Source organism: Actinophytocola sp. KF-1 (genome assembly GCF_054661535.1).
In genome coordinates this window covers 32,979-49,823 of sequence record NZ_BAAFVK010000004.1, presented here as the reverse complement: position 1 = coordinate 49,823, position 16,845 = coordinate 32,979, and the positions used below count along the sequence as shown (strand labels likewise).

Genomic DNA, 16,845 nt, shown 5'->3' with positions numbered 1-16,845 from the left:
TCTAGCTCTGGGCGTTCGCCCCGCGGACGGAGGAGCATGGCGACCGATCTCGTCGAGGTGACGGAAGTCCTCGACCACCCGCTCGACACAGTGTGGGCGCTGCTGACGGACCTCGAGAGCTACCCCAGGTTCGTCGCCGAGGTGGCGTGGTGCGAGCCCCTCGACGAGCCCGGCACGGGCCGGTACGAGGTGCGGTTCTGCGTCGACCAGGGACCGGTCGTGCGGCACCGCGTGGAGATCCTCGTCAACCGCCCCCACGAACACCTGGTGATCGTCAGCGACCGCTGGCCGGGCGGGCACGTGTCGCTGAAGTTCGCCGCCGTGTCGCCGTCGAGCACCGAGGTGCAGCTGAACGTCTCGATGCCGAACGTCGACACCTGGATCACCGCCAACTGGCTGCGCAAACGCGTCCGCCGCGCGTTCACGCTCATCCACCACCACCTGGCGGGCATCCCGATCACGACGTCCCGCAAGGGCATCGACCAGGCCGCGAAGAGCCAGTCGCAGCTCACCGCCGCGCGGATACTGACCAAGGCGGGCGTGCTGACGCCTGCCCGGCCCGACCGGTTGCTGCGCCAGCTGAACGTGCTGGCGAAGTGGGGCGCGACCGTGGCGGGCGGCTACCGCGCGGCGTGCGTGCGGTTCCCGAACGAGCACGCGATCGCCGACGAACTGGGCACGCTGACGTTCACCGAGATCGACCAGCGCACCACCCGCCTCGCGAACGCGCTGAGCAAGCACGGGGTCCGGCAGGGGCGGCGGGTCGCGGTGATGGCCCGCAACCACGCCGGCATGGTCGAGTCGATCGTCGCGTGCGGCAAGCTCGGCGCGAGCGTGCTGCTGCTGAACACGGGCCTGTCGGCGAACCAGGTGCGGGACACGGTGATGACGCACCGGCCCGCGGCCGTCCTCGTCGACGAGGAGTTCATCTCCCTGATGCACTACCTGCCCGCGTCGCTGCCGCGCATCCTCACGTGGGGCAGCGGGCACCCCGGCGACCTCACGATCGACGGGCTGATCGAGGACGCGTCGCCGGAGCGGATCAAGGCGCCGTCCGCGCCCGGCAAGATCATCGTGCTGACGTCCGGCACGACCAGCAACCCGAAGGGCGCGCGGCGGCGCAACCCGCACGGCATCCGCACCGCCGCGGCCGTGCTGTCGCGGATCCCGTTCCAGGCAGGCGAACGGATGATGGTCGCCGCGCCGCTGTTCCACACGTGGGGGCTCGCGGCGATGCAGCTCGGCATGCCGCTGCACGCGAAGCTGGTGCTGCACCGCAGGTTCGACCCCGAGGCGACGCTGGCGGCCATCGAGGAACACCGCTGCACCACGCTGATCGCGGTGCCGATCATGCTGCAGCGCATCCTCGACCTGCCGAAGCAGGTGATCCGCAACTACGACACGTCGTCGCTGCGGATCGTGGCGTCGAGCGGGTCGGCCATGCCCGCGTCGCTGGTCGCCGGGTTCACGGCCGAGTTCGGCGACATCCTCTACAACCTGTACGGGTCGACCGAGGTGTCGTGGGCGAGCATCGCCGACCCGCAGGACCTGAAGGCGGCGCCGACGACGGCGGGCCGCTGCCCGGTCGGCACCCGCGTCGGCATCCTCGACGACAACGGCCGTCCCGTGCCGCCCGGTGTCGTGGGCCAGATCTGCGTCGGCAACGACATGTTGTTCGAGGGCTACACCGGTGGCGGCAGCAACGCCGTCTTCGACGACATGATGGTCACCGGCGACCGCGGCTACCTCGACGCGGACGGCAGGCTGTTCGTGTCCGGCCGCGACGACGACATGATCGTCTCCGGTGGCGAGAACGTCTTCCCCCGGCCGGTCGAGGAGCTGCTGCTGACGTTGCCGCAGGTCATGGACGCGGCCGTGGTCGGGGTGCCGGACCGGGAGTTCGGCCAGCGGTTCGCCGCCTACGTGGTGCCGATGCCGGGCGCGGCGATCAGCCCCACGGCGGTGCGCGAGTACGTGCACGCGCACCTGCCGAGGTTCGCCGTGCCGCGGGACGTGATCTTCGTGAACGCGCTGCCGAGGAACGCGACCGGGAAGGTGGTCCGGCGGCAGCTGCTCATGGAGAGCTGACGTCGGGCTTGTCGATCACGCAGAACCGGTTGCCCTCGGTGTCGGCGAGGACGGTGAAGTCGGCGTCCGGCGGGTAGTCCGTCCAGTCCACGCGGGTCGCGCCGAGACCGAGCAGCCGGCCGACCTCCTCCTCGGGGGTGTCGCTGTAGAGGTCGAGGTGCACCCGCGGCTTCTCCTGAACGGGTGTCTCGCTGAGCATCAGCGAGATGTTCTGCCCCACGCCGTCCGCGGGCGCCAGCACTGTGAACCGGTCGTCGATGCCGTCCCTCGGCACGTAACCGAGCGCGCGTGCCCAGAACTCGGCGGCGCGCCGCACGTCCGACGCTCCCAATACGGTCGATCCGATGCGCAACATGCTGCGATTCTCGTAGTACCCCGGTACTACCCGCAGGTTGGCTCCGCGGTGTGACGATCACGCGGCCCGCCGTCCCTACCGTCGTCCCCATGAGACGCACACTCCGCCACCTCGCCTACGCACTCGTCCCGGCGCCCGGGATCGCCGCCCGGTTCGGCTACTCGTGGCGGCCGGCGGTGCTGCTCGCGTTCCCTTTCGCCGTGCTCGTCGTGTTCCTCTCCTGGAGCGGGTTGCTCTACCCGCTGCGGCCCGACTCGTTCGCCGCCGTCGGGCACCCGTTCACCGCCGACGCGTCGTTCGACGGCGCCTGGGGTGGCCCGACGCTCGCGGGCGCGTGGTTCGTCCACGCGACGTGCGCGCTCGGGATGCAGGTCGTCTGTATGGCGGTGATCCGCCGCCTGCACGGACGGAAGCTCGTCGAGGCGGTCTAATGGTCGCCGTGACCTACCGCCGCCTCGGGCTCGGGGTGACCGTGGCCCTGCTGGTGGCGCTCGGTGCGCTCGACCTGGTCCAGCACTACCGGACCGACCCGCCCGCCGCGCTCGCGTTCAGCGTCGTGCGTGCCGTGCCGCTGCTGTTCCAGCGCAGGATGCCGCTCGAGGCCTGGCTCCTCGAGCTGTCGACGGCGGTCGGGCTGGCGGTGGTGTCGACGCCGGTGACCCCCGCCGAGCCGTGGCCGTGGGCCGTCACCAGCACGGCGGCGTTCACCGCGCTGGGCGGGCTGGTCGCGGCGAACGGGCACCGGCGGCTCTCGGTCGTCATGCTGGGGGTGCTGACCGGGATCGGCCTGCTGCTGTGGTGGTGGCCGGGCTGCGGCGACCTGACCGCGGTGGTGGTCTCGTCCGTGCTGTGCGGGGTGGGGATCCTCGTCGGCGACGTCGTGCACGGCAGGCGCAGGGTGGTCGCGGAGCTGGCGGAGGAGCGGCAGGTCAGCGCGGCCGAGCGGGAGCTGCGGTCGGTGGTGGAGGAGCGCGCCAGGATCGCCCGCGAACTGCACGACGTGGTGGCCCACCACATGTCGGTGATCGTCGTGCAGGCGGAGACCGCCCGGTACCGGCTGACGGGGCTGCCCGACCAGGCGGCCGCGGAGTTCACCGAGATCGCGCGGCTGGCCAGGGGTTCCCTGTCGGAGCTGCGCGGCCTCCTGTCGGCGCTCCGCGACGACGGCGCCGACCCGGCCCGCACCCCGCAGCCCACGCTGGCGGACCTGCCCGCGCTGGTCGCACGGATCGAGGCGGCGGGCACACCGGTGACGCTGACGGTCGGCCGGGGGACCGAGGACCTGCCCAGGGTGCTGCAGCTGGCGGTGTTCCGGATCGTCCAGGAGGGTCTGTCCAACGTGGTCCGGCACGCGGCGGGCGCCAGGGCGTGGGTCGACGTCGCCGTGGCGGACGGGGTGCTGGCGGTGGCGGTCACGAACGAACGGGTGGCGGGCGCGAGCCCGTTCACGGAGAAGGAAGGCGGGCACGGGCTGGTGGGCGTGCGCGAACGGGTGACGTTGCTGGGCGGGCGGTTCGAGGTGGACCAGCCGGACGGCGGCTGGCGGCTGCGGGCGGAGCTGCCGCTGTGACCGGGGCACCGATCCGCGTGGTGGTGGTCGACGACCAGGACATGGTGCGGGCCGGGTTCGCGGCGCTGCTCGGCGCGCAGCCGGACATCGCGGTCGTCGGGCAGGCGGCCGACGGGCAGGCCGCGGTGGAGCTGTGCGCGGCGACCACACCGGACGTGGTGCTGATGGACGTCCGCATGCCGGTGCTCGACGGGGTCGAGGCCACGAAGCGCCTGGCGGGCACGCCGTCCCGGGTCCTCATGCTGACCACCTTCGACATCGACGACTACGTCTACGCGGCGTTGCGGGCGGGCGCGTCCGGGTTCCTGCTCAAGGATGCGACACCCGACGAGCTCGTGGCCGCGGTGCGGGTGGTGGCGGCGGGGGAGTCGCTGCTCGCGCCCGCGGTGACGAGCAGGCTCATCGCGCACTTCGCACGCCAGCCCACGCTGGTCAGCACGCCGCCGTCGCTGGCGGAGCTGACGCCGCGGGAGCGGGAGGTCCTCGTGTGGGTGGCGCGCGGCCTGTCGAACACGGAGATCGCGACCCGGCTCGTGCTGGCCGAGCAGACGGTGAAGACGCACGTCAGCCGGATCTTCCTCAAGCTCGGCATCCGCGACCGGGCACAGGCGGTGGTGGTCGCCTACGAGACCGGCCTGGTGTCGCCCGGCGTCCTCTGAGTGGCCGCGAGCACGCGGGAGAGGGCGGCGTGCAGCTCCTCCAGTTCGGACAGCTCCATGCCCAGTGCCTCGACCACCTGGTAGGGGATCTTCTCCGCCTCGGCGCGCAGGGCCCGGCCCTTGTCGGTGAGGTCGACCGCCAGCGCCCGCTCGTCGCGGGCGCTGCGACCGCGGCTGATGTAGCCCAGCGCTTCGAGGCGCTTGAGCATGGGGGAGAGGGTCGCGGGCTCGTGGCGGAGCGTCTCGCCGATGTCCCGGACGGTTCGGGGTGAGCGGTCCCACAGCGCCAGGAGGACCAGGTACTGCGGGTGCGTCAGGCCGTGCGGTTCCAGCAGCGGCCGGTAGATCGCGATGACGCTGCGCGACGCCAGCGACAGCGCGAAGCAGACCTGCCGGTCCAGCGCCAGCGGGTCGGGGCCGAGATCGATCGGTGGCATGCCTCATAGTCCCTGATAGTTAGTGTGCTAAGTGTTAGTGTACTGAATATGCAACGACCCAACCCCTTCCAGTGGCTCTGGTACGCGGTGGGCGGACGGCTGCCCGAGCGACTGGCCCCGTGGGTGCTGCACGACGTGACCGCCAGGACGTGGGTCTGGCGCCACGCGGCGCGCGGCGTCGTGGTCCTCGTGCCGATCGCGGCCGCGTGCCTCGCCCTCCCGGGCCCGCTGGGGCTCCGGCTCGCGATGGTGCTGCTGGTGGCCATCGTCGGCGTGTACTTCTCCCTGTCGTACGTGGACGAGAGCTGCGAGCTGCGGGCAGTGAAGCACGGCTACCGGCACGGCATCGCCCGCGCCACCCGCGACGCCCGCAACGAGAAGGCCGAGGAAGCTGCGCGGGCCCGCTACGCCGCCCAGTTCCGCACCGAACCCCGCGACCAGATCACCCGTTGACGACCCGGCGCCACAGCACGTGCCGCGGGGCGCGGGCACCCGCACGCAGTGCACGGTTTCGGTCGCCTTGTCACCCGATGAAGCGGACGCGGGTCGGCTGGAACACGGAGTGAACACCCGACGCCGTACCCTTGCCGGGTGGCCGCACCCGTAGTTTCGCCGGACGAGCCGGCGGTGTCCGACAAAACGGACGAACACCCGCCTGCCTGGCGAAACGTGCTCCTGCGCGTCGTGATCGCGACCGGTGCGGGCGTGATGATCTACTTCAGCGGCCCGCCGCGGACGCTGTGGTGGCTCGCGCCACTCGGGTTCGCCGTCCTCGGTGCGGTGCTCTACGGGCGCCGGGCCAGGGCCGGGTTCGGTTACACCCTGTGCGCGGGCCTCGGGTTCACCGTCCCGCTGCTGGCGTGGACCGGCGAGTTCGTCGGCGTCGTCGCGTGGCTGCCGCTCGCCCTCGTCGAAGCGCTGCTGATGGGGCTGGCCGGGGCGGGGATCGCCGCGGTGAGCGTGCTGCCCGCCTGGCCCGTGTGGGCCGCGCTGGTCTGGGTCGCGGGGGAGTGGCTGCGCGCGATCTTCCCGTTCGGCGGGTTCCCGTGGGCGCGGATCGCGTTCACGCAGCCGGACGGCGTCTACCTGCCGCTGGCCACCGTCGCGGGCACGCCGCTGATCGGGCTCGCGGTCGCCATGACCGGGTTCGGGCTGACGATGCTGGTGCGCGCCCTGCTGGTCGACCGCCACCCGCGGCGGATCGTCGCGCCCGCGCTGGCGTTCCTGCTGCCGATCGGGGCCGCGTTCGGCGCGTTGCCGCTGGTCGGGACGGACGCGAACGACGGAGAGGCGACGGTCGCGGTCATCCAGGGCAACGTGCCGAGGGCCGGTCTGGACTTCAACGCCCAGCGCCGCGCCGTGCTCGACAACCACGCGGCCCGCACCGAGCAGCTCGCCCAGGGCGTCCGCGCGGGCAAGGTCAAGCAGCCCGACCTGGTGATCTGGCCGGAGAACTCCTCCGACATCGACCCGTACCGCAACCCGGACGCGTGGGCGCGCATCGACGCCGCCGCCCGCGCGATCGACGCGCCGATCGCGGTCGGGTCCGTCCTGCTCGGCGACGACGGGCTGCCGCGCAACACGATCCTGCTGTGGGACCCCGAGCGCGGGCCCGTCGAGCAGTACACGAAGCGGAAGCTGCAGCCGTTCGGCGAGACCATGCCGTGGCGGTCGTTCTTCCGGCTCTTCACCTCGGCCGTGGACCGGGCGGGTCAGTTCGTGCCGGGGGACAAGGCGGTCTCGTTCCGCATGGCAAACGCCACGGTCGGGTTCGCCACCTGCTACGAGGTCGCGTTCGACGGCGTGGTGCGCGAGTCGGTCGAGGGGACGAACCTCCTCGCCGTGCCGACGAACAACGCCACGTTCGGCTACACGGAGATGACCTACCAGCAGCTCGCCATGGACCGCGTGCGTGCCGTCGAGCACGGCCGGGCCGTGGCCGTGGCGGCGACGAGCGGGGTCAGCGCGTTCGTCCGGCCCGACGGCTCGATCAGCCAGTCGACCGGCATGTTCGTGCCCGGAGCGCTGGTCGAGACGGTGCCGCTGCGGACGACGACTACGCTGTCTGACCAACTGGGCCCGGCCCCGGAGTGGGTGATGGTGCTCGCCGGACTCGGCGCGCTCGGCGTCGCGATCGTGGTCCGGCGGCGCGGCAGGGCAAGCAACTGAACGAGTGAGTGACCGGCGCGCCAGGAGCGCCGGCGAGGAGGGTGACGTATGGCGGAGCAGCTCGAGCCGGTGCTCGTGGTGATCCCGACGTACAACGAGCGGGACAACATCGAGCGGATCGTGACCCGGCTGCGTGCCGCACTGCCGAACGCGCACGCCCTGATCGTGGACGACGGCAGCCCGGACGGCACGGGCGAGATCGCCGACCGCCTGTCCGCCGAGTCCGACGGACACGTGCACGTGATGCACCGCACCGAGAAGAACGGGCTCGGCGCCGCGTACGTGGCGGGCTTCCAGTGGGGCCTCGACCGCGACTACGCCGTGCTGGTCGAGATGGACGCCGACGGCTCGCACGCGCCGGAGGACCTGCCGCGCATGCTGGACGCGCTGCAGGACGCCGACCTCGCGATCGGCTCCCGGTACGTGCCGGGCGGCAAGGTCGTGAACTGGCCGAAGCACCGCTACCTGCTGTCGTGGGGCGCCAACACCTACGCCCGCATCGCGCTCGGCGCGCGGGTGAAGGACATGACGGCGGGCTTCCGCGCCTACCGCCGCGAGGCGCTGCAGAAGATCCGCATCGACAACGTCGCGTCGCGTGGCTACTGCTTCCAGATCGACCTCGGCTGGCGCACGATCGAGGCGGGCTTCACGGTCGTCGAGGTGCCGATCACGTTCACCGAGCGCGAGCACGGCGTGTCGAAGATGAGCAGCGACGTGATCCGCGAGGCGCTGATCCGCGTCACCAAGTGGGGTCTGCGCCGCCGCGGCACCCAGCTGAAGTCCCTGTTCAACCGCTGACCGGCGCCGGCAGGGGGTGGGCAACGCGGCCACCCCTGCCGGGCACCGGATCAGGCGGGCAGACCCAGTGTGGCCATGGCCGCCTCGACGGTCGCCGCCCGCAGTTCCTCGCGCGGGATGTCCGGGAACTGCATCGTGCAGTCCTGCATCCCGCCCAGCGCCATGACGGCCCTGGTCGCCTCCCGGAGCGTCGGCTCGGTGCCGAACAGCAGCCGGGTGAGGCGGGCACGCCACTGCAACACGACGTCGATGAGCCCCAGTTCGGCGAGCGTGGTCATCTCCGTCAGCACGAGCAGCACGTCCGCGCGGTACTCGTAGTGGAAGTCGAAGAAGCCCTCCAGTAGCGCCCTGGGATCGAGGTCCCGCGCCCGCTCCTGCCGCTCCAGGAACTCCTCGCCCGCGTCGATCAGCGGCTGCACGATGCTGCGCACCAGGTCCTCGCGGGACGGGAAGTGGTAGTACAGCGCGGGCTTGGTGATCCCGAGCCGGCCTGCGATGTCCTGCAGGCTCGTCCGCTGCACGCCGCGCTCGGCGAACAGTTCGCGGGCCACCGCCTGGATCCGCTTCTTCGTGTCCGATGCCACGTACGCAGCGTAACTGACTTAACGATAGGTAAGTCGCGGTGCTAGCCTTACTTACCGATAAGTAAGGGACGATCATGAAGGTTCTCGTCTCGGGCGCGAGCATCGCGGGTCCGGTGCTGGCGTACTGGCTGAACCACCACGGCTTCGAGGTCACGGTCGTCGAGCGGGCACCCCGGCCGCGCACGGCGGGCGGTCATGCGGTCGACCTGTTCCGCCCGGCCATGGACATCTCCGAGCGCATGGGCGTGCTGGCCAGGATCGAGGCGGCGTCCACCGGCATGACGCGGATGTCCGTGCTGCGCGAGGGCACGGCGAAACCGGTGACCGTGGACCTGACGAAGATCTTCAGCGCCACCTCCGACCGGCACGTCGAGATCATGCGCGGCGACCTGAGCGCGATCTACCGCGACGCGACCAGCGCGGACGTGGAGTACGTCTTCGGCGACTCGATCACGGGCATCGACGACCGGACCGTCACGTTCGAGCGCGGCGCGCCGCGGCGGTTCGACGTCGTGGTCGGCGCCGACGGGCTGCACTCGAACGTGCGCAGGCTGGTGTTCGGCGAGGGGTTCGAGACCTACATCGGCGCGTACCTCGCCGTGCTGACCCTGCCCGCCGAGGCGCGACTGGGCGCCGAGTACGTCGTGCACCTCGGCCCCGGCCGCATGGCCGGGGTGCACAGCGCACGGCACCTGGACGACGCGCGTGCGGTGTTCCTGTTCCGCCGCGACCGGCCGCTGGACTACCACTACCGGGACGTCCCGAGGCAGAAGGAGCTGCTGCGGGCGGCGTTCGCGGGCATGCACCCGCAGGTGGACTCCTACCTCGCGGAACTGGACCGGGCCGAGGCGTTCTACTTCGACTCGATCACCCAGCTGCGGATGGACACGTGGTCCCGCGGCCGGGTCACGCTCGTCGGCGACGCGGGCTACTGCCCGGGGCCCGCGGTCGGCGGCAGCACGAGCCTCGCGGTGCTCGGCGCGTACGTGCTGGCGGGGGAGCTGGCCGCCGCGGACGGCGACCACGAGCGGGCCTTCGCCGCGTACGAACGTGAGCTCGCCGACATCGTGCTGCGGAGCAGGGCGTTCGCGCTGGGCGCCGCCAAGAGCCTGATCCCGTCGTCACGGCTCGGTGTGTGGGGGCTCACCCAGGGCGCGCGGCTGATCTCCGCGCTGCCCGCGGGGGTCAGCAGGGCGGTCGCGAAGCTCAACGCCAAGGGCGTCCGGCTGCACGACTCGATGCCGGTCAAGGACTACCGAGCACCCGTGACCAGGTGAAACACGCCGAATGCCACATCGGGACGACGCCCGATGTGGCATTCGGCGTAAGGAGCCGCGGGAGGCTCAGGCGGAACGGCTGCGGCGAACCTTCAGCTCCTGAAGGCGCTCGGTCAGCAGGTCCTCCAGCTCCGGGATGGTCCGGCGCTCGAGGAGCATGTCCCAGTGGGTGCGCGGCGGCTTGACCTTCTTGGTCTCCGGCTCGGTGCCGTCGATCAGCTTCGACGCCGTGCCGTGGAGACGGCACTCCCACATCGACGGGACCTCGGCGTCGTCGGAGAAGGGCACCTCGAACTCGTGGTCCTTCGGGCAGGCGTAGCGGATCGTCCGCCGGGGCGCGAGGTCGTGGTTGCGGTCGGTCTCGTAGCTGACCGCGCCAAGTCGGCTTCCACGGAGTACACGGTCGGCCATGGCGACGTCCTTTCGTTCGGCTCACAGCTCCCAGCTGGAGCCAGGGTGGTGCTCACCAAGAGCAACGTCCGAGTGGGTCGAAACGTTCCCGCCCGCCACTCCCAGTTGCTCAGGGTGACCTGCGGCAACCCCTGCTTCTATAGCTTCCACCGTAGAGAGGTCCCGTAAACGTGTTCGTGACGCGACACTCGTCGGATTGCCGAATGATGTCGCCCACTTGGGGGTACGAGTTGCCCAGGATGGCCGGTCAAGCCAGGCTGAGCTGTCCGCGCCCGGCCACGGCGGGCCCCAGGTCGCCGACGCGGAAGTGTCTGCGGCACAGCACTTGGTAACGCACAGTAGCGGGTGGGGTGGAATCCGGTAATTCACGGTCCGTATCCGCCACGAGCACTGTGTCGCCGGCGCGGATCACCGTGCCGTCCGCCACACGCGCGTTGAACCGGGCGGGCAGCCCGCACCAGCAGAGCACGTCGACCTGGACGGGCTCGAGTTCGTCGGCCAGCTCGAACAGCCGCCGCGAGCCGGGGAACATGCGGCTGCGGAAGTCGGTGGCGATGCCGAAGCAGTACACGTCGACCTGCACGTCGTCGGCCAGCTCGGCCAGCTGGTCCACCTGCGCGGGGGTGAGGAACTGGGCCTCGTCGACGATCAGGTAGTCCACCCGGTGGCCCTCGGCCCAGCGGGCGCGGACCAGTTCCCGCAGGTCGACTTCGCCGTGCACCTCGTACGCCTGGCGGGTGATCCCGATGCGGCTGGTGATCTGCGGCTTGCCGGAGCGGTCGTGGTGGACGAGGAGCAGCCCCTTGCGGCCCTGGCGGGCGTGGTTGTGGTCGACCTGCAACGCGAGTGTCGACTTCCCGCAGTCCATCGGTCCGTAGTAGAACCGGAGGTGGCCCACCACGGGCACTGCCCGCCGCGACCCGGCTGCGGGCACCGAGGAGAGCGCGTCGGTCGGGTCGTTGAGGTGCGTCGGCATGGGCTCCACGGCAGGTGACCCTATCCCGGCCGCGCCGGGTGGCTTGGGACCTCCGGGCCACGGGTATCCACGGCGGTGTCAGCCGCTCCGGTCGAAAGGTCGTCGTATGTCCGCCCTTCCCCTGTACCGCCTGGTCGGCCGGGCCCGTGACGAGGCAGCCGATGGCATCGCGTGGCTCACCGGCCGCACCGCGGGCCTCCTGGACGACACGGCCGTGGTGATCGCCGACGTGTCGGACACGGCCGCACTGACCGCCGCGCGGGTGAGCGGCCACGCGGGCGAGGCCGCGGGCCGGTACGCGGCGCAGGCGTGCGGCTGGCTCGCCGACCGGGTGAGCGTCCTGGGCGAACGCGTCGCGAGCCGCGTGGAGGACTGAGCCGGGTTCAGCTCGCGCCGACGACCAGCGACACGCCCAGCGCGACCATCGTCGCGGCGACGAGGCCGTCCAGCAGCCGCCACGACGACGGGCGTGCGAAGACGCCGGTCAGCAGGCGGGCGCCGAAGCCCAGTGCCGCGAACCAGCACAGGCTCGCGACCGCCGCGCCAACGCCGAACGCCCAGCGCAGGTCGCCGCGGTGGGCGGCCACCGAGCCCAGCAGCAGGATGGTGTCCAGGTACACGTGCGGGTTCAGCCACGTCAGCGCCAGGCAGGTGAGCGCGACGCGGCGTGCGGAGCCCGTCGGCGCGCCGGTGACGTCCATGGCCGACGGCCGGAACGCCCTGCGCGCGGCGAGGAAGCCGTAGCAGAGCAGGAACGCGCCGCCGACCAGGCCGACGACGGTCAGCGCCCGCGGGAACGCCGCCACGACCGCGCCGACGCCGCCGACCCCGAGCGCGATCAGCACCGCGTCCGACAGCGCGCAGATCGCGACGACCGCGAGCACCCCGTCGCGGCGGATGCCCTGGCGCAGCACGAACGCGTTCTGCGCGCCGATGGCGACGATCAGGGACAGTCCCGTGCCGAACCCCGCGACCGCCGCGAGCAGGGCGTCTCTCATGGACCCGAGGCTAGGTCCAGGGCCATCGACAGTACAGCTAAAGATTCTTACGTAACATTAGCGACCGTGATGACCGATCTGCCGCTCGACCAGGTCCGCACGTTGCTGGCCGTGGCCGACGAGGGCACGTTCGACGCGGCGGCCGCGGTGCTGCACGTGACGCCGTCGGCGGTGAGCCAGCGGGTGAAGGCGCTCGAACAGCGCACCGGCAGCGTGCTGGTGACGCGCACGAAGCCGGTGCGGCTCACCGAGCCGGGGCAGGTCGTGGTGCGGTTCGCGCGGCGGCTCGCGGCGCTGGAGCGCGACGCCCGCGCCGAGCTGGGCATGAGCGGCGCGGGCGAGCCGGTGCGGCTGCCGATCGCGGTGAACGCGGACTCGCTCGCCACGTGGTTCCTGCCCGCGCTGTCCCGCGTGGCCACCGATCCGCCGGTGTGCTTCGAGCTGCACCGCGAGGACCAGGACCACACGACGACCCTCCTGCGGGACGGCACCGTGATGGCCGCGGTCACGTCGTCGGCGACGCCGGTGCAGGGCTGCTCGGTGCGGCCGCTGGGTGGCCTGCGGTACCTGCCGTGCGCGAACCCGGCGTTCGCGCGGCGGTGGTTCACGGGCTCGTTCGCCGACGACGTGGCCGCGGCGCCGGTGGTGGTGTACGACCGCCGCGACGATCTCCAGGACGCGTTCGTGCGCGCGGTGAGCGGCCGCGACGCGAGCGCGTTGCGGCACTACGTCCCGGCGTCGGAGTCGTTCGCCGACGCCGTCACCGCCGGTTTCGGGTGGGGGATGGTGCCGGTCGAACAGGCCGGGCCGCGGTTGCGCGCGGGCACCCTGGAGGTGCTGGCGGACCGGCCGATGGACGTACCGCTGTATTGGCAGCAGTGGAAGCTCGACGCACCCGCCCTGTCGGCGGTGGCCGAGGCCGTCGCGGCGGGGGCCGCCACCTCGTTGCGGAGGACCGGTCCGTGAAGTTCGCAGACCATACGTTTGACCTGCCACTCGACCACGACCGCCCGGACGGTGAGCGGATCACCGTGTACGCGCGGGAGGTCACGGCCGACCCGTCGCTGCCGTGGCTGCTGTTCCTCGGCGGTGGCCCGGGCTTCCCGGCGCCGCGCCCGCTCGGCGGCGAGGGCTGGTTGCTGCGGGCGCTGCGGGACTACCGGGTGCTGCTGCTCGACCAGCGCGGCACCGGCCGGTCGACGCCGGTGACGCGGCGGGTGGCGGCGGCCAGGGGAGCGGAGTACCTCACGCACTTCCGCGCGGACTCGATCGTCCGGGACGCGGAGGCGATCCGGCCCGTGCTGACCGGTGGCGCGCCGTGGACCGTGCTGGGCCAGAGCTTCGGCGGGTTCTGCACGGTGACGTACCTGTCGTTCGCGCCGGAGGGGTTGCGGGCCGCGCTGATCACCGGCGGGCTGCCGGGCGTGGCGACGGACGCGGCCGGCGCGTACCGGGCGCTGTACCCGGTGGTGGCGGAGAAGAACCGTGCGCACTACGCGGCCTACCCGGCGGACGTGGCGACGGCGCGGCGGGTGGCGGAGCACCTGCGTGCGCGCGACGTCCGCCTGCCGACGGGCCGCAGGCTGACGGTGGAGGCGTTCCAGTCGCTGGGCAACCTGCTCGGCGGGCGGGACGGCAGTGCGCGGCTGCACTACCTGCTGGAGTCGCCCTTCGACGGTGACCGGCCGGCGGACGCGTTCCTGCTGGCGGTGACGGCGGAACTGTCGTGGGCGTCGGCGGCGAACCCGCTGTACCTGCTCCTCCACGAGGCGACCTACGCCCAGGGGCCGGGTGCGACGGGGTGGGCGGCCCAGCGCGTGCGCGCGGAGTTCCCCGAGTTCGACGGCGACCCGGTGTACTTCACCGGCGAGATGATCTACCCGTGGATGTTCTCCGACGACCCGTTGCTCGCGGAGCTGCGCCCGGTCGCGGACGAGCTGGCCGACCGTCCACAGTGGTCGCGCCTGTACGACGTGGACCGGTTGCGCGCCAACGAGGTCCCGGCCGTCGCCGCCGTGTACGACACGGACATGTACGTCAACCGCGACCTGTCGTTGCGGACCGCCGCGTTGATCGGCGGCCTCCGCGTCTGGCACACCCCCGACCACCAGCACGACGGCCTCCGCGTCAGCAACGGCGAGGTCATGTCCCGGCTGCTGGAGATGCTGTGACGACCCGGGCGGCCGCCATTCCGTTGAGGATCCATCTCGGCCGGTGGAACGCGCATGCGCGCCACCACCCGCTGCACCTCGGTCAGCGCCACTCCGGGGAGGACTCGAAGTGCCGCGCCAGCGCCCAGCTCCTCACAGAGGTGACCGACGAAGGTGGCGAACTCATCGGTGGAGTCGCCACGCACTGCTCCGGCTCAACAGGATTTCGCGTAGCGGCAGGCGACCACTGATGGTTGTTCGACCGGGTGGCCTTCCGCGATGGACCACGCCAGGCGGATGTACTGGGCGTGGGTCCACGCGAGCGGCGTCGCCGACGTGGTTCCTGTGCCTGGTCGTGCGCCCGGGGGTGCGGCGTTGTCCCACACCTGTTCCGGCAGCATGAGACCGCTGTTCGCCGTCGCTGCGATGGTCGACAGGCGGCGGGACGCGGCGGCGGGGTTGCCTGCCAACAGGTCGTACTCGCCGCGTTCGCCTGCGAAGATCGGCCACAGGCGACCGTACGTGCGGGTCGGGGTCGGCCAGTTCACGTTCCACGGGCCGCCGTTCGCCTGTTCGCCGTAGCCGTCGCTCGTGAAGCGGTGCCACAGCGTTCCGGCCGGCGTGCGTTCGCCGAGTTCGCGGTCCACCACCGCGATCGTGTCGCGGATGGCCGGGTCGTCGGCCGGGCGCACGCCGAGGCGGACCAGTTCCAGGAAGCTCGGGTCGACGACCGTGCGCTGGTCGACCTCGCCGACGTTGTTGTCGCCCAGGTTGTACGTCGTGCCCTTGTCCGGGTCGCCGTCCTTCGTCAGGCGCAGGTAGTACGGCTCCGGCGAGAGCGGGCCGGTCGTCGTGAGCGTCCACTTCTCGATCGACGACGCCCACTCGTCCGCGATCGCCAGATAACGGGTCGCCGCCGCCTCGTCGCCCGCGCGGGCCAGCAGGTCCGCCAGGCACACCAGGCCCGCGACCTCCGACGCGATCGTCGCGGGGGAGTAGCCGCTCTGGTTCTCCCAGCGCTCCTGTTCGGTGAACGGGGCGTTCGGGTAGTTCACCATGAAGTCGGCGGCCCGCCGGAGACCGTCCAGTGTGGACTTGTCGGTGCGGTCGAGCAGCCACGCCAGCAGCATCGGGGCCGCGGTCTCGTCCAGCTGCACGCTCGTCCAGTACGGCTCGCCCGTCACCCTCGTGTTCTGTGCCAGGTGGCCGTCCGGCTGCTGCTGCACGGTCAGCATGTAGTCCAGCGCGCGCTCGGCGCCACCGCGGTCGCCCGCGGCGAGCAGGCCCGTCGCGATCTGGTACAGGTCACGCGGCCACACCAGCGCGTACGACCCGAACTCCGGCGCGATCTGCCGGTCGAAGCCGAACGCCCACGGGAAACCCGGCGCCGCGATGTAGGCACCCGGGTTCTGCTTGTCCTCCGACGCCGCCAGCACCAGCAGCGAACTCCGGTACACCGCCCGCTCGTGGCGCGACCCCAGCCTCGGCGTGCGCAGCCCGGACAGGTAGTCCCGCCAGCCCTTCGCGTACGACCTGGCGGCCGGGGCGAACCCCGTCGACAGGGACGCCCGCGCGGTGCTCACCGCCGACCGACGCTGCGGGCCGAAGCCCAGCGCCAGCGTCTCGTGGCGGTGCCGGGTGCCGTCGACGCGCAGTTCGCCGGTCTGCACGACGTTGCCGGGACCCGCCTCCGGGTACCGCCAGTCCATGCGGTGGTCGGCCAGGTCGGTCCAGCCGTCGCTCGTGCCGAGGTAGCCGGTCGACGTGGCCGCGAACCCGCGGCCCGCCACCAGTGCGGACGCCGCCGCCGCGTCCGACGCGACCAGTGCGTCGCCGCTCGCGCCCGTGTCGTCGCCGCCCTCGCGGGACAGCGCGGGGTCGTACACCGCGTACACCCGCAGCGGCCGGTGGGACCGGAAGTCCAGGTCCGCCAGCACGGTCGGGCGTGCCGGGTCGGTGACGTAGGTGATCGTCGCGGCCCAGCCGGTGCCGCGGGCCGTCTGCCGGAACCGCAGGTCGCCGACCTGCTCGGTGCGGCCGCGCACGCGTTCGGTGAACGTGCGCCCGTCGGTCACCACCAGCTGCAGCTCACGGCTCGCCGGGGTGCTGAGGTCGGGGTAGAACACCTCGGTCATGCGCCCGCCGCCGAGGGTGAACCACACGGGGCTCGCCGTGCCGCTGTGTGCCGTGCCGAAGCCCTGTTTGTCCGCGGGCTGGTACACGGCGGGCTCGCCGGGGGCGCCGGGTGCGTCACCTCCCGGAGCCGCCGCCGTCGTCGCGATCACCGCCAGGACCGATAACAGCGCTGTCGTCCGCACGCTTCCACGGTGCCCCACCGGGTGGCGCCCTGCACGACGAGCGAGCGGAATCCGG

Annotated in this window: 18 protein-coding genes; 11 read left to right on the top strand and 7 right to left on the bottom strand. The window is 72.0% G+C overall.

Features of this window, described 5'->3' with window-relative positions:
• The first annotated feature begins 36 nt into the window (after positions 1-36).
• Positions 37-2,088: an AMP-binding protein gene (locus tag ACYQ77_RS13275; protein ID WP_459710842.1), complete on the top strand. Its 2,052-nt coding sequence runs from the start codon at positions 37-39 to the stop codon at positions 2,086-2,088.
• Here the strand turns inward: ACYQ77_RS13275 and ACYQ77_RS13270 are convergent.
• Entirely contained in the window at positions 2,075-2,443 is a 369-nt protein-coding gene (locus ACYQ77_RS13270; RefSeq protein WP_459710840.1) for a VOC family protein, read from the bottom strand. The genes ACYQ77_RS13275 and ACYQ77_RS13270 overlap by 14 nt on opposite strands.
• Positions 2,444-2,532: 89 nt before the next feature.
• Between ACYQ77_RS13270 and ACYQ77_RS13265 the strand changes: the two genes are divergently transcribed.
• From ACYQ77_RS13265 to ACYQ77_RS13255, 3 genes are read left to right on the top strand one after another with little or no spacing between them, the layout of a single operon-like run.
• Positions 2,533-2,874 carry a hypothetical protein gene (locus ACYQ77_RS13265; RefSeq protein WP_459710839.1) on the top strand — a complete coding sequence of 114 codons (342 nt, stop codon included), beginning with the start codon at positions 2,533-2,535 and terminating at the stop codon, positions 2,872-2,874.
• 8 nt (positions 2,875-2,882) lie between these two features.
• The gene (locus tag ACYQ77_RS13260) at positions 2,883-4,013 is read left to right on the top strand and encodes a sensor histidine kinase (RefSeq protein ID WP_459710837.1); all 1,131 of its coding nucleotides are present in this window, start codon (positions 2,883-2,885) and stop codon (positions 4,011-4,013) included.
• On the top strand, positions 4,010-4,672 hold the full coding sequence (locus ACYQ77_RS13255) for a response regulator (RefSeq protein ID WP_459710835.1): 663 nt from the start codon (positions 4,010-4,012) through the stop codon (positions 4,670-4,672). Before ACYQ77_RS13260 ends, ACYQ77_RS13255 begins: the two co-directional genes overlap by 4 nt.
• Here ACYQ77_RS13255 and ACYQ77_RS13250 read toward each other — a convergent pair.
• Positions 4,636-5,109: a MarR family winged helix-turn-helix transcriptional regulator gene (locus ACYQ77_RS13250; protein ID WP_459710833.1), complete on the bottom strand. Its 474-nt coding sequence runs from the start codon at positions 5,107-5,109 to the stop codon at positions 4,636-4,638. The genes ACYQ77_RS13255 and ACYQ77_RS13250 overlap by 37 nt on opposite strands.
• A gap of 48 nt (positions 5,110-5,157) precedes the next feature.
• Between ACYQ77_RS13250 and ACYQ77_RS13245 the strand changes: the two genes are divergently transcribed.
• From ACYQ77_RS13245 to ACYQ77_RS13235, 3 genes are all read left to right on the top strand, one after another.
• Positions 5,158-5,562: a DUF5313 family protein gene (locus ACYQ77_RS13245; protein ID WP_459710831.1), complete on the top strand. Its 405-nt coding sequence runs from the start codon at positions 5,158-5,160 to the stop codon at positions 5,560-5,562.
• Between the two features lie 174 nt (positions 5,563-5,736).
• Positions 5,737-7,278: an apolipoprotein N-acyltransferase gene (gene lnt, locus ACYQ77_RS13240; protein WP_459710829.1), complete on the top strand. Its 1,542-nt coding sequence runs from the start codon at positions 5,737-5,739 to the stop codon at positions 7,276-7,278.
• A gap of 48 nt (positions 7,279-7,326) precedes the next feature.
• Positions 7,327-8,076 carry a polyprenol monophosphomannose synthase gene (locus tag ACYQ77_RS13235; protein WP_459710827.1) on the top strand — a complete coding sequence of 250 codons (750 nt, stop codon included), beginning with the start codon at positions 7,327-7,329 and terminating at the stop codon, positions 8,074-8,076.
• 50 nt (positions 8,077-8,126) lie between these two features.
• Here ACYQ77_RS13235 and ACYQ77_RS13230 read toward each other — a convergent pair whose 3' ends face one another.
• Positions 8,127-8,660 (bottom strand): TetR/AcrR family transcriptional regulator, encoded by a 534-nt coding sequence (locus tag ACYQ77_RS13230; RefSeq protein ID WP_459710825.1) that lies wholly within the window; start codon positions 8,658-8,660, stop codon positions 8,127-8,129.
• Between the two features lie 74 nt (positions 8,661-8,734).
• Between ACYQ77_RS13230 and ACYQ77_RS13225 the strand changes: the two genes are divergently transcribed.
• Positions 8,735-9,937, top strand: a complete 1,203-nt coding sequence (locus tag ACYQ77_RS13225; protein WP_459710823.1) for an FAD-dependent monooxygenase — start codon at positions 8,735-8,737, stop codon at positions 9,935-9,937.
• Between the two features lie 66 nt (positions 9,938-10,003).
• Here the strand turns inward: ACYQ77_RS13225 and ACYQ77_RS13220 are convergent, their stop codons facing one another.
• Together ACYQ77_RS13220 and ACYQ77_RS13215 are read right to left on the bottom strand one after the other, a co-directional pair.
• A complete protein-coding gene (locus ACYQ77_RS13220; protein ID WP_184809837.1) occupies positions 10,004-10,348 on the bottom strand; it encodes an RNA polymerase-binding protein RbpA in 345 nt (114 codons plus the stop codon).
• Between the two features lie 247 nt (positions 10,349-10,595).
• Positions 10,596-11,324, bottom strand: coding sequence for a thymidine kinase (locus tag ACYQ77_RS13215; RefSeq protein WP_459710821.1), 729 nt, complete (start codon positions 11,322-11,324; stop codon positions 10,596-10,598).
• Between the two features lie 106 nt (positions 11,325-11,430).
• Between ACYQ77_RS13215 and ACYQ77_RS13210 the strand changes: the two genes are divergently transcribed.
• On the top strand, positions 11,431-11,700 hold the full coding sequence (locus tag ACYQ77_RS13210; protein ID WP_459710819.1) for a hypothetical protein: 270 nt from the start codon (positions 11,431-11,433) through the stop codon (positions 11,698-11,700).
• 7 nt (positions 11,701-11,707) lie between these two features.
• On the opposite strand, the gene ACYQ77_RS13205 is transcribed toward ACYQ77_RS13210, so the two are convergent.
• Positions 11,708-12,322 (bottom strand): LysE/ArgO family amino acid transporter, encoded by a 615-nt coding sequence (locus tag ACYQ77_RS13205; RefSeq protein ID WP_459710817.1) that lies wholly within the window; start codon positions 12,320-12,322, stop codon positions 11,708-11,710.
• 69 nt (positions 12,323-12,391) lie between these two features.
• Between ACYQ77_RS13205 and ACYQ77_RS13200 the strand changes: the two genes are divergently transcribed.
• The gene (locus ACYQ77_RS13200) at positions 12,392-13,288 is read left to right on the top strand and encodes a LysR family transcriptional regulator ArgP (protein WP_459711910.1); all 897 of its coding nucleotides are present in this window, start codon (positions 12,392-12,394) and stop codon (positions 13,286-13,288) included.
• Positions 13,285-14,493, top strand: a complete 1,209-nt coding sequence (locus ACYQ77_RS13195; protein ID WP_459710816.1) for an alpha/beta fold hydrolase — start codon at positions 13,285-13,287, stop codon at positions 14,491-14,493. Before ACYQ77_RS13200 ends, ACYQ77_RS13195 begins: the two co-directional genes overlap by 4 nt.
• A gap of 194 nt (positions 14,494-14,687) precedes the next feature.
• Here ACYQ77_RS13195 and ACYQ77_RS13190 read toward each other — a convergent pair whose 3' ends face one another.
• Entirely contained in the window at positions 14,688-16,790 is a 2,103-nt protein-coding gene (locus ACYQ77_RS13190) for a glycoside hydrolase family 15 protein (RefSeq protein ID WP_459710814.1), read from the bottom strand.
• Between the last annotated feature and the right edge of the window lie 55 nt (positions 16,791-16,845).